Origin of the sequence: Arsenophonus nasoniae DSM 15247 (assembly GCF_000429565.1) — a bacterium.
GTDB classification, from domain to species: domain Bacteria; phylum Pseudomonadota; class Gammaproteobacteria; order Enterobacterales; family Enterobacteriaceae; genus Arsenophonus; species Arsenophonus nasoniae.
In genome coordinates this window covers 1-21,561 of sequence record NZ_AUCC01000054.1, presented here as the reverse complement: position 1 = coordinate 21,561, position 21,561 = coordinate 1, and the positions used below count along the sequence as shown (strand labels likewise).

Sequence of the window (21,561 nt, the reverse complement as noted above, 5' to 3'; positions counted from 1 at the left end):
TTTCAGTACCTAAAGATATTAATGGATTAGAACTTATCTACGTCAAAGACAAAATTTTATCTAATGGTAGCATCGAGATTCAAACATTTCACCGACAACACCCCCATTTACAAGAAGATTTTCAGAACTGGCGGATTAAAGAAATTATTGATGGAAAACCCACTTATTATGTCGATGGTGAGCAGTGTGATATTCCACCCTCAACATGGCTAGATGTGAGGGTAGAAATGCCCGTTGATTCAATTTGGAATCAGCAACACGCGCAAAAAGAATAGCCCCATCATATTAGCAGCGTTGGAGGAAGTTGTTAACTATTAGTTGTTGGTTGCGGGTAAGTGGCTTTGTGTGAGATTGAGGTTTTGTACTTAGCGTTATGGCGAAGATAGCACACGGGGGTGAAAAAATAATTTGTACATAACTGTGTATATAAAAATAAAATAGATAAATTAATGTTATTTAACCTATTGATTAAAATGTATTATCTGAAAAGATATTTATTAATAATAAAAATAGCGAGTTTTTTATTAAATAGGGTAAAATATTTATTACGATTTAAATTTGAGTAGACAATGTTAGTAAGTGCTAAAAATCTACTTATCTTTTACTTTAGTAACTTAATGAAAGTAAAGAATATTTTTTTTATTTATTTTTTTTGTCAATTAAAGTCAAAAAAGATGTAGATTTTGCTTCCACCGCTAACGTTTGTCACTGATAATGCATTGAGTTCATATTCAACAAATTGGCTTAAGGTTTATGCTACATTTATTTACTGGTTTGGATTTCTACACCGGTCTGTTATTAATACTAGTGCTATTATTTGTGCTATTTTACGAAGCAATTAATGGTTTCCATGATACCGCAAATGCAGTAGCAACGGTTATTTATACTCGAGCAATGCGAGCTCAATTTGCGGTTGTTATGGCGGGTGTTTTTAACTTTTTTGGCGTTATTTTAGGTGGCTTAAGTGTTGCTTATGCCATTGTGCATCTATTGCCAACAGATCTTCTTTTGAATGTAAGCTCTGCTCATGGTCTAGCAATGGTTTTTTCTATGCTATTGGCGGCTATTATTTGGAATTTGGGTACCTGGTATTTGGGATTACCGGCTTCCAGTTCACATACATTAATCGGTGCTATTATTGGTGTTGGTTTAACCAATGCCTTAGTGACCGATTCCTCTATAGTGGATGCATTAAACATTCCAAAAGTGATTGAAATTTTTCTTTCTCTTATTCTTTCTCCTGCGATTGGTTTTGTTATAGCAGGATTGCTAATTTTCTTTTTACGCCGTTATTGGAGTGGTACGAAAAAACGTCGTCGCATTCATTTAACACCGGCTGAGCGAGAGAAGAAAGATGGTAAAAGAAAACCGCCATTCTGGACCCGTACTTCATTAATTTTATCTGCAGTTGGCGTTAGTTTTTCCCATGGCGCTAATGATGGTCAGAAGGGTATTGGTCTTATTATGCTGGTATTAATCGGCGTGGCGCCAGCCGGGTTTGTGCTTAATATGAATGCCAGTGGTTATGATATTACTCGTACCCATGACGCGATAGTGCATTTACAACATTATTATGAAGAACATCAGTCAGCAGTAAAGCATATTGTTAATAAGTCACAACACGAGTCGGAATTGGAAATTTTAGATGAGAAATTCCATTGTGATAATTCACGTCCTATTAACGTGTTAAAACAGACATCACTGATGTTGACGGATATTCAAAGTTATTCCGCGCTTAAGCCTGAGCAACGTAATCAAATGCGCCGATTATTAATGTGTTTATCAGATACGGCATTAGATGTAGCTAAACTACCTGAAACGTCCTCTTCCGATGCACGTTTTCTGCGTAATTTGAGTAACGATTTACTTAATACAGTAGAGTATGCACCACTGTGGATTATTATTGCCGTTGCTTTGGCGCTTTCTGTTGGTACCATGATTGGTTGGCAACGTGTTGCTATAACGATCGGTGAAAAAATTGGTAAAAAAGGTATGACTTATGCACAAGGGGTTTCTGCACAAGTGACTGCTGCGGTTTCCATTGGTGTTGCAAGTTATACGGGTATGCCTGTATCAACAATCCAAGTTTTATCCTCTGCTGTTGCAGGTACAATGGTTGTTGATGGTGGTGGTGTACAAGCTAAGACAATTAAAAATATATTACTGGCTTGGTTATTTACATTGCCTATTTCTATTATCCTTTCTGGTCTGTTTTATTGGATATCATTAAAACTAATATAGACACATGAGACAAGGTATATAACAAAAAACAGTGATGCTTAATTTAGGCATCACTATTTTTGTTCTTTTGATAATATATTATCTATCTCATTTAAATGTTATTTAAGCCGATTAAAATCCCTAAATGGCCCATATTAAACTGATAAAAACAATAATACTTAATCCACTGATTAACATAAATTGTTTGCGAATGCGTTCACAACGTAAAATAACTTCCGGATCGTGGTGATTAAAATATTGCTTAGTATTAATGTATCGAATTAGTTTTATATGCTTAGTCCATTGGCCATGGGCTGTAAAGAATCCGTTGCCATCAACAGATTGGTAGAACAAGGGATCAGATTCCCGCAGAATAAAAAGTAATACTCTGATTGAAGAAAAATATCGCATCATATTTATAATGCAAAGTATACATAATGCCCAAAACCATGCATGCATATTAAGATAATTACCTCAACAAATATAGATTTAGCCGCTGATATTGTTTTTAACAATCACAAAAGAGAATATTTGCTCATCAGTTGCCGGTTTATTTTTATTGTAGAATAATCTAACAACTTCACAAAATGACCCATTGGAATTATTTTTATTGATTTAATTTTTATGGTATGTATTTTTTAACGAATAATTAATGTCTTCAACACTATGATTTTTATGCTAAATTATGGAAAAATTAGCTGGTTTGGTCTATGCTAATTATTAGTAAGGAATCTATTTTTCATAATTTAATGGGTAAAATTTTTATTAAACTATGTTCAAGGTGATATTTAAGTATCAGGTTTGATCGCTAAATATTTATCATAAAAAGAGCTATTCTTTTGTAAGAGCGGACGTTTGAAAGGAGCTAAATATGGCTTACAAACATATTCTTGTTACAGTTGATTTGTCCCCAGAAAGTAAAACTTTAGTTGATAAAGCTGTCTCCATGGCAAAACCTTATAATGCAAAAGTTTCTTTAATTCATGTTGATGTAAATTATTCTGATCTTTATACCGGATTGATTGATGTGAATCTTGGTGATATGGAGCAACGTATTACCAAGGAAACTCACCATGCATTGACAAAATTAGCAAAAGAAGCAGATTATAAGATTGAAAAAGAATTGAGTGGTCGAGGTGATCTTGGACAGGTTTTGGTCGATGCAATAAAAGAATATAAGGTTGATTTAGTTGTGTGTGGTCATCATCAAGATTTTTAGAGTAAGTTAATGTCTTCGGCTCGTCAACTAATTAATACTGTTCATGTTGATATGTTAATTGTGCCATTAAAGGATAATGATTAATAATATTTATTAATAATTAAATTTTTTCAATAAAAACACTTGATTAATCAAGTGTTTTTTTGTTCATCTCCGCTAATTTAAATTACTTATATTTTGCCGGAAAATGTGATTAAGACACAAAAAATCTCATTAAAAATAGAGATAAATTAGTGATATATTCAATAAGTAAATCCACATATAGCAGGTCATTTTGCAAAAAAACGTTAATAAGTATGAAAATATAATAATTTATCTTTTAATCTAAGGAATTTTGTATGAAAGGTTGCTTATCTTTAGAAACATTCCTAACATCAATCCAGTCACGTTATGCTGATCAAGCTGAATTCTTACAAGCCGTGCGTGAAGTTTTTACTTCTTTGGCGCCATTTTTACGCAATAATCCTCAATATTGCGAGCAGGGATTACTGCAAAGAATAGTAGAGCCAGAGAGGGTGATTCAGTTTCGTGTTTGTTGGGTTGATGATAAGGGAAATGTTCAAGTTAATCGAGCTTGGCGGGTACAATTTAATTCGGCAATCGGTCCTTTTAAAGGTGGAATGCGTTTTCATCCATCAGTTAATTTATCAATTTTAAAATTTCTCGGTTTTGAACAAACTTTTAAAAACGCGTTAACCACTTTACCTATGGGCGGAGGTAAAGGGGGCTCAGATTTTGATCCTAAAGGAAAAAGCCATGCAGAAGTTATGCGTTTTTGTCAGGCATTGATAACCGAGCTTTACCGACATTTAGGTCCTTATACCGATGTTCCTGCTGGCGATATTGGCGTGGGTGGGCGAGAAGTCGGTTTTATGACAGGTATGATGAAAAAGTTGTCAAACAACACTTCCTGTGTTTTTACCGGTAAAGGCATGTCTTTTGGTGGCAGCTTAATTCGACCTGAAGCTACCGGTTATGGTTTGGTTTATTTTACTGATGCGATGTTAAAACATCATGGTTTATCGTTTGAGGGGAAACGCGTATCCGTTTCTGGAGCGGGCAATGTTGCTCAGTATGCTATTGAAAAATGTATGTCATTAGGTGCTAAGGTAGTTACTGCTTCTGATTCAAATGGCACCGTTGTTGATGAAGCGGGCTTTACACCAGAAAAACTTAAACGATTGGAAGCGATTAAAAATCAGTATGGTCGTGTTGAGGTATATGCAGAAGAGTTTGGTTTGACTTATCTTAAAGAAAAAAACCCCTGGTCGGTACCAGTAGATATTGCCTTACCTTGCGCCACTCAAAATGAACTTGATATAGATGATGCAAAAATTTTAATTAAAAATGGTGTCAAGGTGGTTGCTGAAGGTGCAAATATGCCGACAACAATTGAAGCTACGGATGCATTTCTTGAGGCTGGTGTGCTGTTTGGGCCTGGAAAAGCAGCTAATGCAGGAGGGGTAGCAACATCAGGTTTAGAAATGGCACAAAATGCGGCCCATTTGAGTTGGACTGCAGAAAAAGTGAATAGCCGTTTGAAACATATTATGTTAGATATTCACCAGCATTGTGTGAAATATGGTGGAGGAGATAAGCAGACTAATTATGTTAAAGGCGCCAATATTGCTGGTTTTGTAAAAGTGGCCGATGCGATGTTAGCGCAAGGCATCCTGTAACAAATTAATCGTCATTAAGCAAAATAAAATTAATTATATAGCTAAATAACGTAACATTCTGAATATTATTTTGTTTATTGTACATCGCCTGCAACTATCCTTTTCAGGCGATGTTTTTAGTAACAATATGTCGATTATTATTTATCTATCATCTGACCTATAGCGCTATTAATCTTCATTTAAACTCATATGTAGGCGATCAAATAAAGGTTTAAATAAGTAATTTAGTAGTGACCGTTCACCGGTACGAATAAAGACCTCTACTGGCATTCCTGGTTTAATGGTTAACTGGTTTAGGCGTTGACGATTTTTATCATTTACTTGAACCTGTAATAAATAATAGGGTTCGCCAGTTTGCTCATTAAGTAGCCTGTCAGCAGAGATCATTGTGACATTGCCTTCCACTTTGGGCGTCGTGCTTTGATTAAATGCAGTAAATTGTAACTCTACCGGTAAACCTAATTTTACTTGATCAATTAATTGTACTGGAACCCGTGCATCAACTAATAGTGGTTGATCATCGGGAACAATCTCCATCATTTTTTGTCCGGCAACGATCACACCGCCCTCAGTAAAAACTGACATACCAATTATGGTGCCAGCAACAGGGGCACGTATTTGAGCATTAGCCAGTATGAACTTCGCTTTAACGAGTTGGCTGTAGGTATGATTAATCTTAGTTTGTGTGTCAGCTAGTTGGGCATGAACATCTTTTTGATATTCTTGTTGCAGTTTTTCGCTATGTAGTTTTTGCTCTAATATTTGATGTTGTATTCGGCTAATATCACCAAGTGTTTGCGCTAAATTACCATCAACTTCAGTGTATTTATTTTCTGTTTCTAGTAATGTATTGTGAGCAATATAGCCATTTTTTTCTAATTCCCTTAATCCTTCTAATTGTTGCAATAACATTGTAAGCTGCGTTTTTTGGCTTTTGGCTTTTGGCTTTTGGCTTTTGGCTTTTGGCTTTTGGCTTTTGGCTTTTGGCTTTTGGCTTTTGGCTTTTGGCTTTTTGCTTTTTGTTGTTGGGCATATAGCGTAGCGTTTAATCCGGTTATTTTTTCTTTAATACCGGCCAACTCTAATTGTAAAACTTGATATTGGTTTTCCAGCAATTGTTGATTTAATTGAAGAAGCTCGTTGACATCATGTTCTTTCATTTCACGTTGTAAAGCGGATGAGATAATTAACCGTTTTTTGCCTTGTTGTTCTGCCAATAAACGGGCTTCTCTAACTAACAATTCGTGGTATTGTTTTAGTTTTATATTGTATTCCGAACGCACTTCAACGGTATTGAGTGTTAAAAGAATTTGTCCCGCTTGTACTTTTTCACCATTATTGACAGAGAGTTGTTCGATAATCCCGCCATATTGATGTTGAATGGTTTTATGATTGCCTGCCACAATCACATTACCTGATACCGGAACGCCTTTATCTAAAGGAGCGAGAGCTGACCATAATAAAAAACCACCAAACCCAATAGTCACTAATAACCAACCTAGGTATACAGCGCGTTTTTCATTACTGATTAATTTGTCTGTTAAAATAGGAGATGATTTGTGATATTTACCTTGTACTGACATATTTTTTTCCATTAATTGCTATTATTTTTCACCGGCTGAAATATTGCAGCTCACGTTGTTAGTTGTGACGTTTTATGTTCGTTTAATAATGTTTGTGGTGGGCCAAAACGTGGTGACATGCCGGCTTGTAAAATTAGCACATGCTCTACATATCTAATCAGAAAAGGGCGATGGGTAATTATAATAAGGGTGCAATGTTGTTTTTTAAGTTCTTCAATCGCCAGGCATAGGGCTTTATCTCCTTCGCTATCAAGATTAGAGTTAGGTTCATCAAGAATAATTAAACGGGGAAGGCCATAAATAGCACGCGCCAATGCTAATCGCTGTTTTTGTCCGCCAGATAAGCCACGGCCATACTCACCTAATCGTGTATCATAGCCATTGGGTAAAGCCAGAATTAAGTCATGCACTCGGGCAATTTTGGCAGCGGTAATCACTTTGTCTACAGCAATTTCACCAAAGCGGGCAATATTTTCAGCTATTTTGCCATCGAATAATTGTATATCTTGCGGTAGATAACCAATGTGAGGCCCTAAAATTTCTCTATCCATTTGGTGAATATTGGCACCATCCAACCGAATGTACCCTAAGGTTGGCGGAAGGGCTCCAACCAGTATCCGCGCCAATGTTGATTTTCCTGCACCAGATGCACCAATAATAGCCAATGTCTGACCAGCAGAGAGTGAAAATTGGACATCAAATAGCAGCGGTGGATATTCAGGATCAGGGCGATAAAGAACATTTTCAACACTTAATTCGCCAGTTGGTGCAGGTAAGGTCATCACTTGTTTACGGGGGGGATGTTGTTTGAATAACAGATCTAAGCGTTGATAAGCCTGTCTGGCATTATTATATTGTTTGCTAACTGCAATAAGTTGATCGATGGGACTGAGTACACGTCCCACCAGAATAGAACTGGCGATCATCATACCAGCGGTCAATTCATTGTTAGTGACTAACCAGGCACCCATACCTAAAACCAGTGATTGTAGCATTAAACGTGCTGTTTTTGACCAGGCGCTGCTAGCTGAAGTCCTTTCGCTGGCTAAATTTTGATGGGATAAAAAAGCGTGATGGTAAGTTGACCAACAACGACGAATATTACCTAACATGCCCATTGCCTCGATCACATCTGTGTTACGCAAGTGGGTAGAGGCTTGATTAATGGCTTTGCGTGCCATCAGATTGGCTTGCGCCAGTGGTTTATGAGTATAGCGTTGATTTAGCCAAGCGAGCAGGGAAATGAAGGTTGCACCACCTAAAGCTAGATATCCTAACCATGGATGAAGTAAAAATACCACACAGAGAAAAAAGAGAAACCAGGGAGCATCAAATAAAGCATTACCTGTTACGAATTGGCGTAATGTTGTTAGATCACTTAACGCTTGACTGGCCTGTGAATCATTATATTTTAAGCTTTGCTCGTAAGCCGCATTGAATACCGATTGATTAACTGATAAGTCGAGACCTGTGCTAATACGTATAACAATTAGATTACGCACCCATTCAAGTATGCCAATAAATAAATACAAATTACAAGAAGTGTCAACATTAATAACGTCATTTTATTATTTGACGCTAAGACACGATCATAAACTTGTAACATATAAATAGAGGGGGCGAGCATCAGTATATTGATGATGGCGGTAAATATTCCAATACTATAAAACGCTTTTTTATATGTTTTTATTTCATTAATTAATATGTTGGTATTTTTACTTTTTGAATTGTCTATCATATTATTCCCATTTTTATTTTTATAAGATCCAATCCTAATACCTATTATTTAAATAATTAAAATATTGGAAAATGCTTTGCATTTTCCAATGTATTTAAAATTAGTAATCAACGTTATTTTTATTAGGTAATATTATCTATTGCTATATATACATAATCTGTTCAGGAGTAATCATTGCATTATTATTGTCCGTATACTCATTAATCTCATACTGATAACCAGCATAGTCTATATTCGGATCTTGTCTATAATAAGACACATTTTCATTAGATTGATTGTTGGCTAATAGTTGATGGGAAGGGTAATAACTGGAAGATTGTTCATTATAAAGAATTTCAGTAGTAATTTCATCGTCCCAATTTTCAGTAATCAGATGATTGTTATTTTTCACAAAATTAATTTTTTTATAATCAGTATATCCCCGATTGGTATCACCAATATCACCATCACCTTGTTCGAAGAGTATGGTTTCTTCAATAATATCTATTTGTGGAGAATAAGAAGCAAGAAAATTATTGTAACTGTAGTTATAATCAATGGAAAAGAAAATATCACCTTGAAAATTATGATGATCATTTGATAACATGCCGATTTCGGTGTCATTATGGAATATTTTTACTTTAGTCACATATTTTTGATTATCAGAACTTCTTAATATTTCATTATTTTTATCTCTCGGAATATGATAATCATTTGGATCATATTTAAGTTTAAACAGAGTACCTTCTGTATATTGTTTAAAATCTATTAAGCCAATATTAAGATGCTTATTTGAATGATCTTTTTTTTCGTATTGGTGGGCAAAAATGGGATCGATAAGTCTATATTCATCGGGTATGTCAGTATATTCAGTCCCATTTTGATCACAAACCGCTAATTTATAATCGTTATCTTTTTTTATTAACTTAAGATAAGTTATTTCCTTTGGCAATTGATAGCGAATGTTTTTACCATGATCATGAATAAATAAATCACTTCCATCAATAAGGTTATTATTTTGGTCTCTTAATTCTTCATTAATATAAAATCCGATAGTTTTGAAATCATAAAATGCCTTATTTTCTTTATGGAGTTCTGCTTTATGTACATCATCTTCTGTACTCGCACTGCCTTTATTATCTAATAATTCACCTTTCTTGATGGTGTGACCGTGTTCTTTTTGGAAGGCTGAATATTGCGCAAATGTAGAATCCTTATGATTGTATATTTTAGTATTATTAAGTTGTAAAACTGGAAGCTTTTCTTGTTTAATATGATTAATATTTGGACTTAATAATTCGTTTTTGTGTAAATGCGAAAAATCAAAATAGGCATCGTTATTAACTGCTCTACCATCGATAAATGCGGCTTTATATTGTCCATCTTCATTTTCAATCGCTAGGTAAGCTTTATTATCATAATTAACATAAAATCGTTGTAGGCCATTATGAAAAATAAACATTTTATTATTTTCTTGGCCTTCAATTTGTTTAAATATACCGCTTTCACAAAGTAATTCGCTAACTTTTTCCTCTTCATTATATAAAGATAATGCACTAGCCATACCATTACCCAGTTTTTTAACGCTGAAAATGGTATTTAAAGGTCTATTGGTTAAGTCCATATTGGTCAGTGTATTGGCATTAATCTCTATTAATTCAGCGATTATTTCATCTATTTTTTCATCAGTTATTGGTTCATCAGAGTTTTGTTTAGTGTATTTTGATTTTACAATTTGGTGTTGATATTGATATTCACTACTTTCAGTAAAATTTTTAGTACCGTCTTTATTGGTAAATATTAATTTAAATTCATTGTTATTTTTTTTAATTAATTTTAAATGGCGATAATCACTGTCTAAACTGATATCGATATGGATATTCTTTGCGGCTGAAGAGCAACGAATGTAATTACCAAAACCCATATATTCTACAGTAGCAAATTCTCCAACCGATTCTTTTGTTGTTAAAGTTTTTATATTAGCAGTATAATAATTTACATTTTTAATTTCCCCATCTATTATTTCTTTTTTGCTAGCAATAAAATCGCCTTTAGTCACTTCTAATGCATTTATTTTTTGCATGGCATTATCAGTATTATTTTCAGTAAGCCAATCTTTAAAATCATTATTTTCTTTTTTAATTTGATCTAAATATTGTTCTGGATTTTTATTATGTAAGATTTTTTTAATAATTCAGGGTTCTTATCATTTAAATACATTATAATAGAATGCCCTGCTTTATAAACCATTTCATTATCATGAAAGTTATCTGAATATTTTAAATCTAAAAGCTGAGTTATATTTTTTGTTTTTATTTCAGCTTCAGTCAAATCAATGCTATTTGCTTGGGAATTAAATTTTTTATCGGATAAATGCTCAATATAATCAGCAATACCTTCTTTTAATACAGTAGGTAAACTATCAGCATTGGGTATATTGGTATCAGTTAAATAGTGGGTGAATTCATGTTTGAGATTAAGAATGTTGCCTTGTTGATATATATATATGGTCGGTGGATTTCCTGAGTAGAATTTACCGCCTTCGACGCCTAAACCTTTTTCTTTACCATAATATTGGTAATCTTCTTTATTATCGAAAATATATATTTCAAGTGGCTGTTGGCTTGGTTTAATATCTTTTAAATTAGCAAATATTTTAAAATCATCGACAACCTGTTTGAGTTCTTCAATTGTTTTATTTTGTTTTTTGGGGGTGAGATTTTTATAATGAAGAATAACCTTTATTTTTTCGGCTATAGTTATTTCTTTTTTTGAATTATTGGTGTCGAAATAATAATCAAATTTGTTCAGTTGTTTTATTTTATAATCCACAAATTATCTCCAATTATATTAACAAATATCCTTTTAAACAATAACATTTGTTAAACTACATTTATTTTAGTGTTATTGCAAGTTTATTTTAATGTTTATAATGTGAATATTATTTTTAAAAATTTTGTGTTTTTAGAGCTACATACGGTGAATGTTTTTATGAAATTGTTAATAAATAGTGAGTTTCACCATTTATTAACATTCTTGGTTGTTAATTATTTTTATTAATATTTAACAGGATGAATCAGTTGAACATAAATAAATATCAAAACGATGATTTTTAGTTTTGATCGTCGTTTGTGGCGAGGTTGCTGCGAGGGGGGATGCATAATTGGGTCGTTTCACAACCACACGGCGTTTTGCTATCGTCATTGCTGGAATTAAAAGGCTATCTGCATCTTCATCATTACCAACAAGAGATTGAAAAACACGCATTTCTTTTTTTACTAAGGCACTTTTTTGTCGATGGGGGTACATAGGATCGAGATAAACCACATCTGGGGCAGGTGATAGCGTTGCTAATGCCTGAATACTTGAAGCATGTAGCAATGTCATTCTTTGTCTTAACCAGCTTCCTATTTCAGCATCAGCATAAGCTCGCTGTAATCCGTCATCAAGCAGTGCCGCAACCACGGCATGACGTTCATACAGCCGTACTTCACAGCCTAGGGCAGCAAGGACAAAAGCATCTCTACCAAGACCGGCAGTCGCATCAACAATAGTGGGTAAATAGGATTTTTTGATGCCAACTGCTTTGGCAATAGCTTCATTTCGACCACCACCAAATTGACGTCGGTGTCTCATTGTACCTGAAACAAAATCAACATAAATGCCGCCTAATTTGGGTTCGTCTAATTTTTTTAGTTGTAAATGCTTTGGTGTGAATACTAATGCCATTAATGCAGTCGGTGTATGTTTAAGTTGCCATTTTTCAGCAATAGACGATAAGGCGCTTTGAGAAGCGCCGGGTTCACAAATTAATTGGATATCAATTGTCATTTATTCATTAATACCATAACTTTGTAACATTGCATCCAGCTTTGGTTTTCGTCCGCGGAAACGTTCAAACAGTACCATGGGTTCCTCTGAACCACCACGACTTAAAATATTATCAAGAAATGCTAATCCAGTACTGCGATTAAAAATACCTTCTTCGCTGAATCGTGAGAATGCATCGGCGGCTAAAACGTCGGCCCATAAATAACTATAGTAACCGGCCGCATAACCACCAGCAAAAATATGGCTAAATGCATGCGGGAAACGACTCCATTCTGGAGACGGTACTACTGCAACCTGTTGTTTCACTGATTGTAAGGTTGATAAAATTTGTCCGCTTTTTTGCGGCGAATATTCTGTATGTAAACGAAAATCAAATAAGCCAAATTCTAATTGACGAAGAATAAACATTGCAGCCTGATAATTTTTGGCTGCTAACATATTATCTAACATTGATTTTGGTAATGGTTCACCGGTTTCATAATGACCTGAAATAAAAGCAAGCGCTTCCGGTTCCCAACACCAATTTTCCATAAATTGACTTGGCAGTTCGATAGCATCCCAGGGTACACCATTAATGCCAGCAACATCCGCTACGTCAATTTGAGTTAACATATGGTGTAAACCATGGCCAAATTCATGGAATAGGGTAATAACTTCATCATGGGTAAACAGCGCCGGTTTATCACCAATGGGTTTGTTAAAATTACAGGTTAGGTAAGCTACCGGTTTTTGAACGCTGCCATCGGCATGTTTTAATTTGCCTGCACAATCATTCATCCAGGCACCGCCACGTTTATGTTCTCGGGCATAGAGATCTAAATAGAAGCTACCGCATAAATCACCGCGTTCATCATATAATTCGAAGAAACGCACATCGGGATGCCATATCTCCACATCATGACGTTCTTTAGCTGTCAAACCATAAATTCTGTTAATCACCTCGAACAGACCGTTTATAACCCGTTGTTCTGGAAAATAGGCACGTAATTGTTCATTATCAATTGAAAATTTATGCTGTTTTTGCTTTTCACTGTAATAACCCAGATCCCAGGGCTCAAGTTTCTCAATCCCGTAGTGATCCTTAGCAAATTGGGTCAATTCAGCAAGCTCTTTTTCACCTTGATGGTAGGCTCGCTGGGCAAGATCGGTAAGAAAATCTAGCACCTGTTTGGGTGATTCGGCCATTTTAGTGGCTAGCGATTTTTCAGCAAAGTTATTAAAACCCAGTAATTGCGCTAATTCGTAACGTAAGGCTAAAATTTCGTCCATAACCTCACTATTATCCCATTTGCCAGCATTTGGCCCCTGATCAGAAGCACGGGTGTTATAGGCATGATGTATTTCTTGGCGTAGCTCACGATTATCAGCGTAAGTCATAATCGGCAGATAGCTTGGCATATCCAACGTGAATAACCAGCCCTCTTCTCCTTTAGAGTTAGCTAATGCTTTTGCTGCTAACAGAGCACTTTCTGGTATACCAGCAAGCTTGTCGCTATTTTTAATCAGTTTTGTCCAACCCATCGTTGCATCAAGGACATTATTGCTAAATTTAGTTTTTAATTCGGCAATTCGAATAGCAATTTCGCCATAACGCTTCTTTTTTTCTGCTGGTAAACCAATTCCTGATAACTCAAAATCACGTAACGTATTTTCAATTGATTTACGTTGTGCTTGATTGAGCGTATCAAATTCAGCACTATTTTTTAGTGACTTATAAGCTTGGTAAAGGCCGGTGTGTTGCCCCATCCAGGTACTAAATTCTGATAGCATAGGTAAACAGTTATCATAAACTTGTCGTAATTCATCACTGTTTTTTACTGCATGGAGGTGACCAACAGGTGACCAAGCGCGGGAGAGTTTGTTGTTAGCTTCCTCTAACGGTTGGCATAAATTGTTCCAGCTAAAAGTGCTATTTTCTTTAAGTATGGTCTCAATTGTCTGCCGATAGCTGTCTAATACAGTGTTTATTGCTGGGCTTACATCTTGCGGTGTAATGGTGGAAAAATGGGGTAACACCGATTTTGTTAGTAAAGGATTTGTCATAATAAAAACATCCTGTGATTAATTATACTACTTGGTAGGTACAATTAAATATAAATAAGAGATGTGATTAAGATATGGCTACAAATGGCTGAGTTCAATATTAGGACCAATATTTTATCTGATTTTTTACAAGATTGTTTAAATACAAAGGTTTAGAATTTCTATAAATAGGATTATAATGATTACCAATTTTTCCATGGAAGATCATCGTCCCCGGTGGGGTGGCTGGACTTCAAATCCAGATGGGGCCGCCAGCGGTCCTTGGCAGGTTCGACTCCTGTTGTCTTCGTGTTTATCACTTCCATTAACATCTATTAAAGTCTACAAAAACCATGTAAATAAAGGGATTTGTTCAATTCCTTGTCTAAGGTCGTTTATATTTATCTATTGAAATCAAGTGTATTTTGGGGGTATATATAGGGGTATAAATTTTAGTTTTAAAATGAGATACCCCCAATGAAGCTAACAGCACGTCAGATAGATAATAGTAGAGCTAAAGATAAAGATTATAAGTTATCAGATGGCGGAGGATTGCATTTGTTAATTAAAACTAATGGAAGTAAATATTGGAGATTAAAGTACAGGGTTGGAGGAAAGGAAAAATTATTATCCTTGGGGGTATATCCGATAATTACACTAGCAACTGCCAGAAGAAAAAGAGATGAAGCTAAAAACTTATTATTAGAAGGCATTGACCCTAGCTTAGATAAAAAACAAAAAAAATTAGCGAGTCGTCACCAAAATAGTAATACTTTTGAAAGTATTGCTAGAGAATGGCACAAATCAAAGTTTGACAGATGGTCGTTATCTTACAGAGATGAAATCATAGATACTTTTGAAAAAGATATTTTTCCTTTTATTGGTTATTTACCTATATCAGATATCAAGCCTTTAGTTTTATTAGAAACTTTAAAAAAGATTGAGGCACGAGGAGCATTAGAGAAAATGAGGAAAGTTCGCCAGCGTTGTGGCGAAGTGTTTCGCTATGCAATTATTACAGGCAGAGCCGAATATAATCCTGCGCCTGATTTAGCGAGTGCGTTATCTATACCCAAAAAAAAACATTTCCCGTTTTTAACTGTTAGCGATCTGCCGTTCTTTTTAAATGATTTAGCGTCTTATACAGGTAGCGTTATAACCAAGACAGCCACTAAAATAATCATGCTGACAGGCGTTAGAACACAAGAGCTAAGATTGGCTAAATGGGAAGATATAGATTTAAAGAATGGATTGTGGAGTATACCCCCTGAGGTGATGAAGATGAAACGTCCTCATTTAGTACCTTTGTCATTTCAATGTATAAATTTATTTAAATCACTACAGCCTATTAGTGGTCGTCACCCTTTAGTTTTCATAGGAAGGAATGATTATAGAAAGCCTATTAGTCAAGAGAGTATAAATCAGGTTATTGAATTATTGGGATATAAGGGAAGGATAACTGGACATGGATTTAGGCATACCATGAGCACTATTTTGCACGAGCAAGGGTATAACACTGCATGGATTGAGACACAGTTAGCACATGTAGATAAAAACTCAATCAGAGGTACTTATAACCATGCTCAATATCTAGATGGTAGAAGAGAAATGCTGCAATGGTACGCTGATTACATGGACGCATTAGAGAATGGTGATAATGTAATACATGGTAATTTCAAACAAGCATAGTAGATATTAATTAACCACAGCCAGCCAGTAAAAGGCTGGTTTTTTTATTCTTAATACATAAATAAAGATTATGTTTACTAAAATAGAAAAGGGTATGTGTGAAAAGTTTTAGCAAAAAGTGTTCATACTGTTCATGTATGCTAAAAACACATTATATATCAATTAATTAAAGCATGAACACTTGAAGTAAAACTATTCATGAAGTGTTCATAAGTGTTCATGGAAAGAGGGATAGTTATTACATTATCTTGGTGAGAATATCTTAATCAGGCAATTAGACAGCTAGCAGTTACTTTAGTAGACTTACCTAGACATTAATGAATAAGGCTATGTCTAGGCTGATCCCCGAATACCAGTACACCTCTACTGGCTGGCATAGCCCCTACTAAATGAGGGCGCGAGGTGGCGTGATGATAGAAATTAATGATTATCCCGATACAACTCACTGGAAAACAGTACAAGAGTTTACTCTTGAGCAAGCTGCATTGTTACTATCTGGCATAGATCCGCTGGATATGGATTTGATAACAGTTAGGAAAAACAATCATCCTAGATGGAAACATGCAGAGGGGTTTTGCTTAGGGCTTAAAACAGCTATCAGGCGAGGAATATTAACACCTGTTATTTGTTATGGTGAAGCTCTGGACTCTTTCGGATGGGTAAATTCTGTCATTATCAAGAACTCTGACCGCAGTCATGATATTGATCATAGAAAAACTATTATAACTAGAGATTCATTATTTGATTGGATTAAGAAAGAGAATATAGATTATTTCATTCCCAGAAAAATCAAGATAGTAAATGGAATAGACAAGCATAGTTTTGAGTATGGGCTTGACCTTAACGATGATGAGCAAAAACTTTTGCCGCCAGATAAAGAAAATAAAACATTGTTATTACCGCATTATGAACACAAATCAGAGGGATTAGAGTTTGTTGATGATGCTATAAGGCAATTCTGGTCAACTTATGATGAGAATGATTATACGACTATGCCGACTAAACAAGAGGTCGAAAATTATTTAATTAGTCGAGGAGCAAGTAAAAACTTATCTAAAGCAGTGGATTTAATATTAAGACCAAACCACCTTAGATCGACAGGAAGAAGACCAAAAAGAAAGGGGTAACTACCTTTATATGCCTGTATTTACTTGACCTTTCATAATGCCACCCACCCTTTTTTTATCTATTTTATCTTATGAATTTAAGGAAGGGTACTCACCCATAAAAACCCTTATCACCTATTAATTTCTTTGTTGTCATTGTTTAATTTTTGCAATCAATAACCGTCTTCCAAGACAAACTTTAAACCAGATAACAGGGATAACATGAACAACTTCACATCAAAACAAAATCTTATTCGCTTACCGGAAGTACAGCGCCGTACAGGTTACGGACGGGCTTGGATATATAAACTTATGGATAATGGCGAATTCCCTCAGCAAGTTAAAATTGGCACTCGTTCAATCGCGTTTGTTGAATCAGAAGTCGATAAGTGGGTAGCTGACAAAATAGCCTCACGTTCGAGGAAGAAAGCCGATAAATAGCGCTACTTCTTAATGTAATTCTACAAATTTAATAAAGTTTTAAATAAGACTTAAATAAGGTTTCAATATGAATATTCAAAACGCGGTGAATAACCGTGAAGGGCTTCTTTACGCCCAAAGTGAGGACTCCGGTATTTTAATTCAACATAGAACGGAGCCAAGAATAGATAGCCGTCTGTTTGCCAAAAGGCTAAGTATTAAACATAAACATCTTTATGAATTAATTAGAAAGAATTCAAAAAACTTACGTGAGTTTGGCATCCTTCCGTTTCAAACGGAGCGATTAAATACTGTTCAACTGGGTGTGCGTGAACATAAGTATGTTCTACTCAATGAAAACCAGTTTGATTTTATGTGTCGCATTGTCCGCGGACGTAATCACGAGAAAATGACGCAATTTAAACTGGATGTCACCAAAGCATTTGCTAAAAAACGGGCTGCTGAACCTATTAGAAGAGAGTATTTACCTCATTACCATGAGTCCCGTGATGCTTTACGTGATTTAGGTGCGGAGAAACATCATTACATCAATCTGGCAAACATTGAGAACCGTTTAGCAGGTTTATGTTCAGGTGAGCGAAGTAAAGCCAATGACCAACAGCTTGGTATTTTGCTTTGCATGCAGAAGATAGAGCAAGCAACGTTTCAGTCAGCCATTGAATCAGGCATGTCACCGACTCAGGCAGTGCGAGAAGTCAGTAAACGCATCGATATGTTTGCAACCCTAATGACGCCATCTCTACAGATTGGGGGCGACAAATGCAATTGATAAACTCAAAAGCTATTAGAGAGGTGCGCACAAAAGAAACATTTAAAAACAATAAGTTAACTCCATTTGTGCAGTACGAAAAACAACCTAATATAGCTAGACAATCGTTATGCCCACTTAATGCTTTGATATATAGAGATAATTATCCATTTGTGCAGTATGCAAAACAACCAGATAACCGCAGCTTAAAATATTTGAGTTCGCCAAAACTGGCGAGTGCAAAAAATAACCATTCATCATTAAGAGGAACGGTTAGTGACTCGGCAAAATTTTTTGCTCATGGTCACTCAGAACATCAGGGAAATTTTTCTCTGATGATGAGGCTACCCGATAATATCCGGTTGGTTGGGTTGGCTCAGTCAGAGGAATACTGCTCTAAGCGATCTCAGCCTTTAGATTTATGCTTTTCTGATTTGAGTTTTTTTTCGCAAGCGTCAATGACCCATGATGAAAAACTAACAGTTGTGTTAGTAGGTTTATCACGTTCGACACAAGTATTGATCTCACTAATTAGTTCATGGGGAAATCGGATCCCCTTAGTAGTTGATTTATTATTTTTATATCCAGTAGGCATAGTCATTAATTCCTTAAAGGTGTTTTCAAACACTATACTCGAAAAACTAAAAAAACTTGACGTGTTTATACACCTAGATGTAAAGTGTTTGTGCACCTTAGCTATTCCTAGTCAAAAAATAGCGAAACCCTACAGTGTTCGAGCACTTATAGGGTTTCTAACCACAATGTTAATTGAGGTAACAGTTATGGCTTTGTATAAGTCTACCCAAACTCACCCTAAATTTACAGATACTTACTGGATTATCCGGTTAGATTCCAACATTCCCTACGGCAAAGTGTCATTAACCCGTCGTGAGCGCAGATTATTTCATGTGCTGTTCAAAGATGATCGGCTTGTCTGGTCAGGCCGTAAGCCCATTGCGCCCCAAAGCATCATAGAGTGCTCCGCTTCTCACGGTCAGGAGGTGGCTCATGCGTAATTCCTTAACCATAAATAACATTGAGTATAAATCCCAATTGGCAAGCTCTTTGTACGAGGTGATTTTAGAAAAAGCAACGGATGAGTGCTCAAGACAATTATTTGATTTATTAGGCATTGCGTGTGATTTAAACCAGTTAATACATAAAGATGCAATAACCATTGTTGAGAACATATCTATCCCTCAAGAATACACCTATGCGGGGAGGGCTTAATCATGGCGGATATTTATCACTACATTGCAAACGATAATCTAAACAACATGAGCAATGACGAGCTACGCGAAATACTCTGTATTTATAAAGATGCTTATAGTGGAATTATGTCAGGGCTTCAAGTGATGGGTACATGTGCTTTCTGGGCGAGTGCCAATGAGGATTATCCAGAGGGTCAGGCTCAGCAAGATTTATACCGTTTAGGTAATGCCTTGCAACACTTACCGAGAATCGCCGAAGCGTTAAATCAGGGTGCTAATGATGCAACGTTTACGCTTTATCGGCGTGAAGGCTTGTTTTTATCGGAGGGTGTGAAATGAGAAATACCATAAAAACTATCGGTAAAAACGTAAAAATCACTCAGTCTGATGAACAAGGCAAGGTTGAAAAATTAATTGTTCCAATAGCGGATATCCCTAATCGTGTCAATGAGGGGGAATGGGATGATAACCCTTCTTTAGCGCTCTTGTTAATCAATGAATACTGGAAAAAAGGCAATTTCAACAACGCGGATTTAATCCTGTCTTATCGCTGTGTGATTGCGGTGGTTTTCTTACTGCACTGTGTCATGACAAATGGACAGGCTTACTACACACATAGAAATTACCACCTTCCGGTTTATCTGATGACTGAACGGATGGGCATGCAGAACAATATTGAGGGGGCTTTTTATGAGAGGGAAAGTAAATCAGTAGCAGAAAAACACATTCTAACGTTTTACCAAAATATGCTAGAGGGAAGTGATAAGGGTTTAAAGCTCTCATCAATGGGGCAAAAAACGCTATCTGAACTCCATGACCTATTTATTGATGATGTGCTTAACGAATATGTTAAGCCCGTTACCGTGCATTAAGGAGGGAGAGATGACATTAATCACTTTAAACTTTCGCCTGAATGCACGGGCTAACACTTTTGCTAAAGCAATCTATCAGGATGTAAGAGAAGAAAACGGCGGAGACTGGTTTACCTTATACACCGAAGATGACGCTATTCATGTTGATATTATCGACGGTGTAAAAGGGATTAGAAAGCTGGTTGATACTTATGCATTAAAACCGTTGAAAGATGAATACAAATCTTGGGAATCTGTCGCTGAACAAATACTTGACCTGTGCGTTGAGAACGGCAAGTTGTCAGGGATGGGGCTTGATATGTGGGTTGACATGATGAATGACATGGCGGATAGCGCTGCTGCTCAGGAGGATAAATCATGAGAAATATTGATTTAATCCGTCAGGTTAAGCAGCAGGCTACAGGACGTTGGCAAGGTATATTAGCATCACTGGGGGCAGAAGTCCCCTTGAATCGTCATACCGCTTGTCCAGCTTGTGGGGGTAAAGACCGCTTTCGCTTTGATGATAAGGAAGGTAACGGCACATTTATCTGTAATCAGTGTGGTAGTGGTGACGGACTGGATTTAGTGAGACGGTTATTTAATGTTGATGTCACGGAGGCTGCTCAGGAAGTGGCTAAGGTATTAGCGATACCGCTGACTAAAAAATTAGTTTTCGCCAATTATGGGGAAAACCCTCAACCGCCTAATATTACCGCTGTAGAGAAGGCCAAAAAGTTATTAGAAGAAGCCACATTAGGTCAATCTCAGTACTTAATACGCAAAGGTCATACCTGTTCAATCAAGCTATTGAAAGATGGCTCAATGATATTACCTGTAAAACAGGGTGATGAGTTGTTAGGTGCGCAGATTATTAAGCCTAATGGCGAAAAGCGTTTTATCTCAGGCACAAGAAAAAAAGGGTGTCAACGATCACCGAAAACTGATCCACTTTTTATCTAAATCCGATCAATCAAAATTGATCCACTGTTTTACTCAGTTATTGCTCCTGAGCGCCGCTTATCTTTCAATCGGTAGCTTTCACCGCTTAATTGCAGTACATGCGAATGATGAAGTAAACGATCAAGCATAGCGGCAGTTAATGTTGCGTCATCAGCAAAAGCACTTGGCCATTGCCCAAATGATAGGTTACTCGTCAATATGACACTGCCATGCTCATAACGCTTGGCAATCACATTGAAAAACAGGTTTGCTTCTTCTCGCCCAAACGGCAGGTATCCAAT

At 36.1% G+C, this 21,561-nt stretch carries 21 protein-coding genes and 2 pseudogenes; 14 read left to right on the top strand and 9 right to left on the bottom strand.

Going from position 1 to position 21,561, the window contains the following annotated elements; genetic code table 11:
* Together G468_RS24170 and pitA are read left to right on the top strand one after the other, a co-directional pair.
* Positions 1-275 (top strand): phage tail fiber protein (locus G468_RS24170; protein WP_026823240.1); only part of this gene is annotated, 275 nt, incomplete at its 5' end.
* Between the two features lie 478 nt (positions 276-753).
* A complete protein-coding gene (gene pitA / locus G468_RS0111420; RefSeq protein ID WP_026823239.1) occupies positions 754-2,241 on the top strand; it encodes an inorganic phosphate transporter PitA in 1,488 nt (495 codons plus the stop codon).
* A 120-nt stretch (positions 2,242-2,361) separates the two neighbouring features.
* On the opposite strand, the gene uspB is transcribed toward pitA, so the two are convergent.
* Entirely contained in the window at positions 2,362-2,679 is a 318-nt protein-coding gene (gene uspB, locus G468_RS0111415) for a universal stress protein UspB (protein WP_026823238.1), read from the bottom strand.
* A gap of 412 nt (positions 2,680-3,091) precedes the next feature.
* Here uspB and uspA point away from each other — a divergent pair.
* Both uspA and gdhA read left to right on the top strand, forming a co-directional pair.
* A pseudogene (uspA, locus tag G468_RS20660) lies at positions 3,092-3,523 on the top strand (universal stress protein UspA).
* A gap of 254 nt (positions 3,524-3,777) precedes the next feature.
* The gene (gene gdhA / locus G468_RS0111405) at positions 3,778-5,118 is read left to right on the top strand and encodes an NADP-specific glutamate dehydrogenase (protein ID WP_026823237.1); all 1,341 of its coding nucleotides are present in this window, start codon (positions 3,778-3,780) and stop codon (positions 5,116-5,118) included.
* Between the two features lie 168 nt (positions 5,119-5,286).
* Here the strand turns inward: gdhA and G468_RS24780 are convergent, their stop codons facing one another.
* From G468_RS24780 to prlC, 7 genes and pseudogenes are all read right to left on the bottom strand, one after another.
* Complete coding sequence (locus G468_RS24780) at positions 5,287-6,153, bottom strand: HlyD family type I secretion periplasmic adaptor subunit (RefSeq protein WP_248604887.1); 867 nt, start codon at positions 6,151-6,153, stop codon at positions 5,287-5,289.
* A 50-nt stretch (positions 6,154-6,203) separates the two neighbouring features.
* Positions 6,204-6,701 (bottom strand): annotated as a pseudogene (locus tag G468_RS25565) (hemolysin D); the annotation flags it as partial.
* 50 nt (positions 6,702-6,751) lie between these two features.
* Positions 6,752-8,203 carry a type I secretion system permease/ATPase gene (locus G468_RS20650; RefSeq protein ID WP_248604885.1) on the bottom strand — a complete coding sequence of 484 codons (1,452 nt, stop codon included), beginning with the start codon at positions 8,201-8,203 and terminating at the stop codon, positions 6,752-6,754.
* A 378-nt stretch (positions 8,204-8,581) separates the two neighbouring features.
* The gene (locus G468_RS20645; RefSeq protein ID WP_051297060.1) at positions 8,582-10,501 is read right to left on the bottom strand and encodes a hypothetical protein; all 1,920 of its coding nucleotides are present in this window, start codon (positions 10,499-10,501) and stop codon (positions 8,582-8,584) included.
* Positions 10,502-10,566: 65 nt separating this feature from the next.
* Positions 10,567-11,250, bottom strand: a complete 684-nt coding sequence (locus G468_RS22505; protein WP_051297059.1) for a collagenase — start codon at positions 11,248-11,250, stop codon at positions 10,567-10,569.
* A 231-nt stretch (positions 11,251-11,481) separates the two neighbouring features.
* On the bottom strand, positions 11,482-12,243 hold the full coding sequence (gene rsmJ / locus G468_RS0111385) for a 16S rRNA (guanine(1516)-N(2))-methyltransferase RsmJ (protein WP_026823236.1): 762 nt from the start codon (positions 12,241-12,243) through the stop codon (positions 11,482-11,484).
* Between the two features lie 6 nt (positions 12,244-12,249).
* Positions 12,250-14,292, bottom strand: a complete 2,043-nt coding sequence (gene prlC / locus G468_RS0111380) for an oligopeptidase A (RefSeq protein ID WP_026823235.1) — start codon at positions 14,290-14,292, stop codon at positions 12,250-12,252.
* Positions 14,293-14,748: 456 nt separating this feature from the next.
* On the opposite strand from prlC, the gene G468_RS0111375 reads away from it, so the two are divergent.
* From G468_RS0111375 to G468_RS0111330, 10 genes are all read left to right on the top strand, one after another.
* A complete protein-coding gene (locus G468_RS0111375) occupies positions 14,749-15,960 on the top strand; it encodes a tyrosine-type recombinase/integrase (RefSeq protein WP_026823234.1) in 1,212 nt (403 codons plus the stop codon).
* Between the two features lie 410 nt (positions 15,961-16,370).
* Entirely contained in the window at positions 16,371-17,087 is a 717-nt protein-coding gene (locus G468_RS22965) for a hypothetical protein (protein WP_034249817.1), read from the top strand.
* A gap of 201 nt (positions 17,088-17,288) precedes the next feature.
* Complete coding sequence (locus tag G468_RS0111365) at positions 17,289-17,507, top strand: helix-turn-helix transcriptional regulator (RefSeq protein ID WP_026823232.1); 219 nt, start codon at positions 17,289-17,291, stop codon at positions 17,505-17,507.
* Positions 17,508-17,574: 67 nt separating this feature from the next.
* On the top strand, positions 17,575-18,276 hold the full coding sequence (locus G468_RS0111360; protein WP_026823231.1) for a Rha family transcriptional regulator: 702 nt from the start codon (positions 17,575-17,577) through the stop codon (positions 18,274-18,276).
* Positions 18,267-19,271 (top strand): hypothetical protein, encoded by a 1,005-nt coding sequence (locus G468_RS25560; protein ID WP_026823230.1) that lies wholly within the window; start codon positions 18,267-18,269, stop codon positions 19,269-19,271. The genes G468_RS0111360 and G468_RS25560 overlap by 10 nt, the downstream gene beginning before the upstream one ends.
* The gene (locus G468_RS20625) at positions 19,264-19,485 is read left to right on the top strand and encodes a hypothetical protein (RefSeq protein ID WP_034249815.1); all 222 of its coding nucleotides are present in this window, start codon (positions 19,264-19,266) and stop codon (positions 19,483-19,485) included. Before G468_RS25560 ends, G468_RS20625 begins: the two co-directional genes overlap by 8 nt.
* Before the next feature lie 47 nt (positions 19,486-19,532).
* Positions 19,533-19,805 (top strand): hypothetical protein, encoded by a 273-nt coding sequence (locus G468_RS0111345; protein ID WP_155846992.1) that lies wholly within the window; start codon positions 19,533-19,535, stop codon positions 19,803-19,805.
* Entirely contained in the window at positions 19,802-20,338 is a 537-nt protein-coding gene (locus G468_RS22490; protein ID WP_026823228.1) for a hypothetical protein, read from the top strand. Before G468_RS0111345 ends, G468_RS22490 begins: the two co-directional genes overlap by 4 nt.
* Before the next feature lie 10 nt (positions 20,339-20,348).
* Positions 20,349-20,699, top strand: a complete 351-nt coding sequence (locus G468_RS0111335) for a hypothetical protein (protein ID WP_026823227.1) — start codon at positions 20,349-20,351, stop codon at positions 20,697-20,699.
* The gene (locus G468_RS0111330) at positions 20,696-21,280 is read left to right on the top strand and encodes a primase-helicase zinc-binding domain-containing protein (protein WP_026823226.1); all 585 of its coding nucleotides are present in this window, start codon (positions 20,696-20,698) and stop codon (positions 21,278-21,280) included. The genes G468_RS0111335 and G468_RS0111330 overlap by 4 nt, the downstream gene beginning before the upstream one ends.
* Before the next feature lie 29 nt (positions 21,281-21,309).
* Here the strand turns inward: G468_RS0111330 and G468_RS0111325 are convergent.
* On the bottom strand, positions 21,310-21,561 hold a 252-nt coding region (locus G468_RS0111325; RefSeq protein WP_026823225.1), incomplete at its 5' end, for an ATP-binding protein.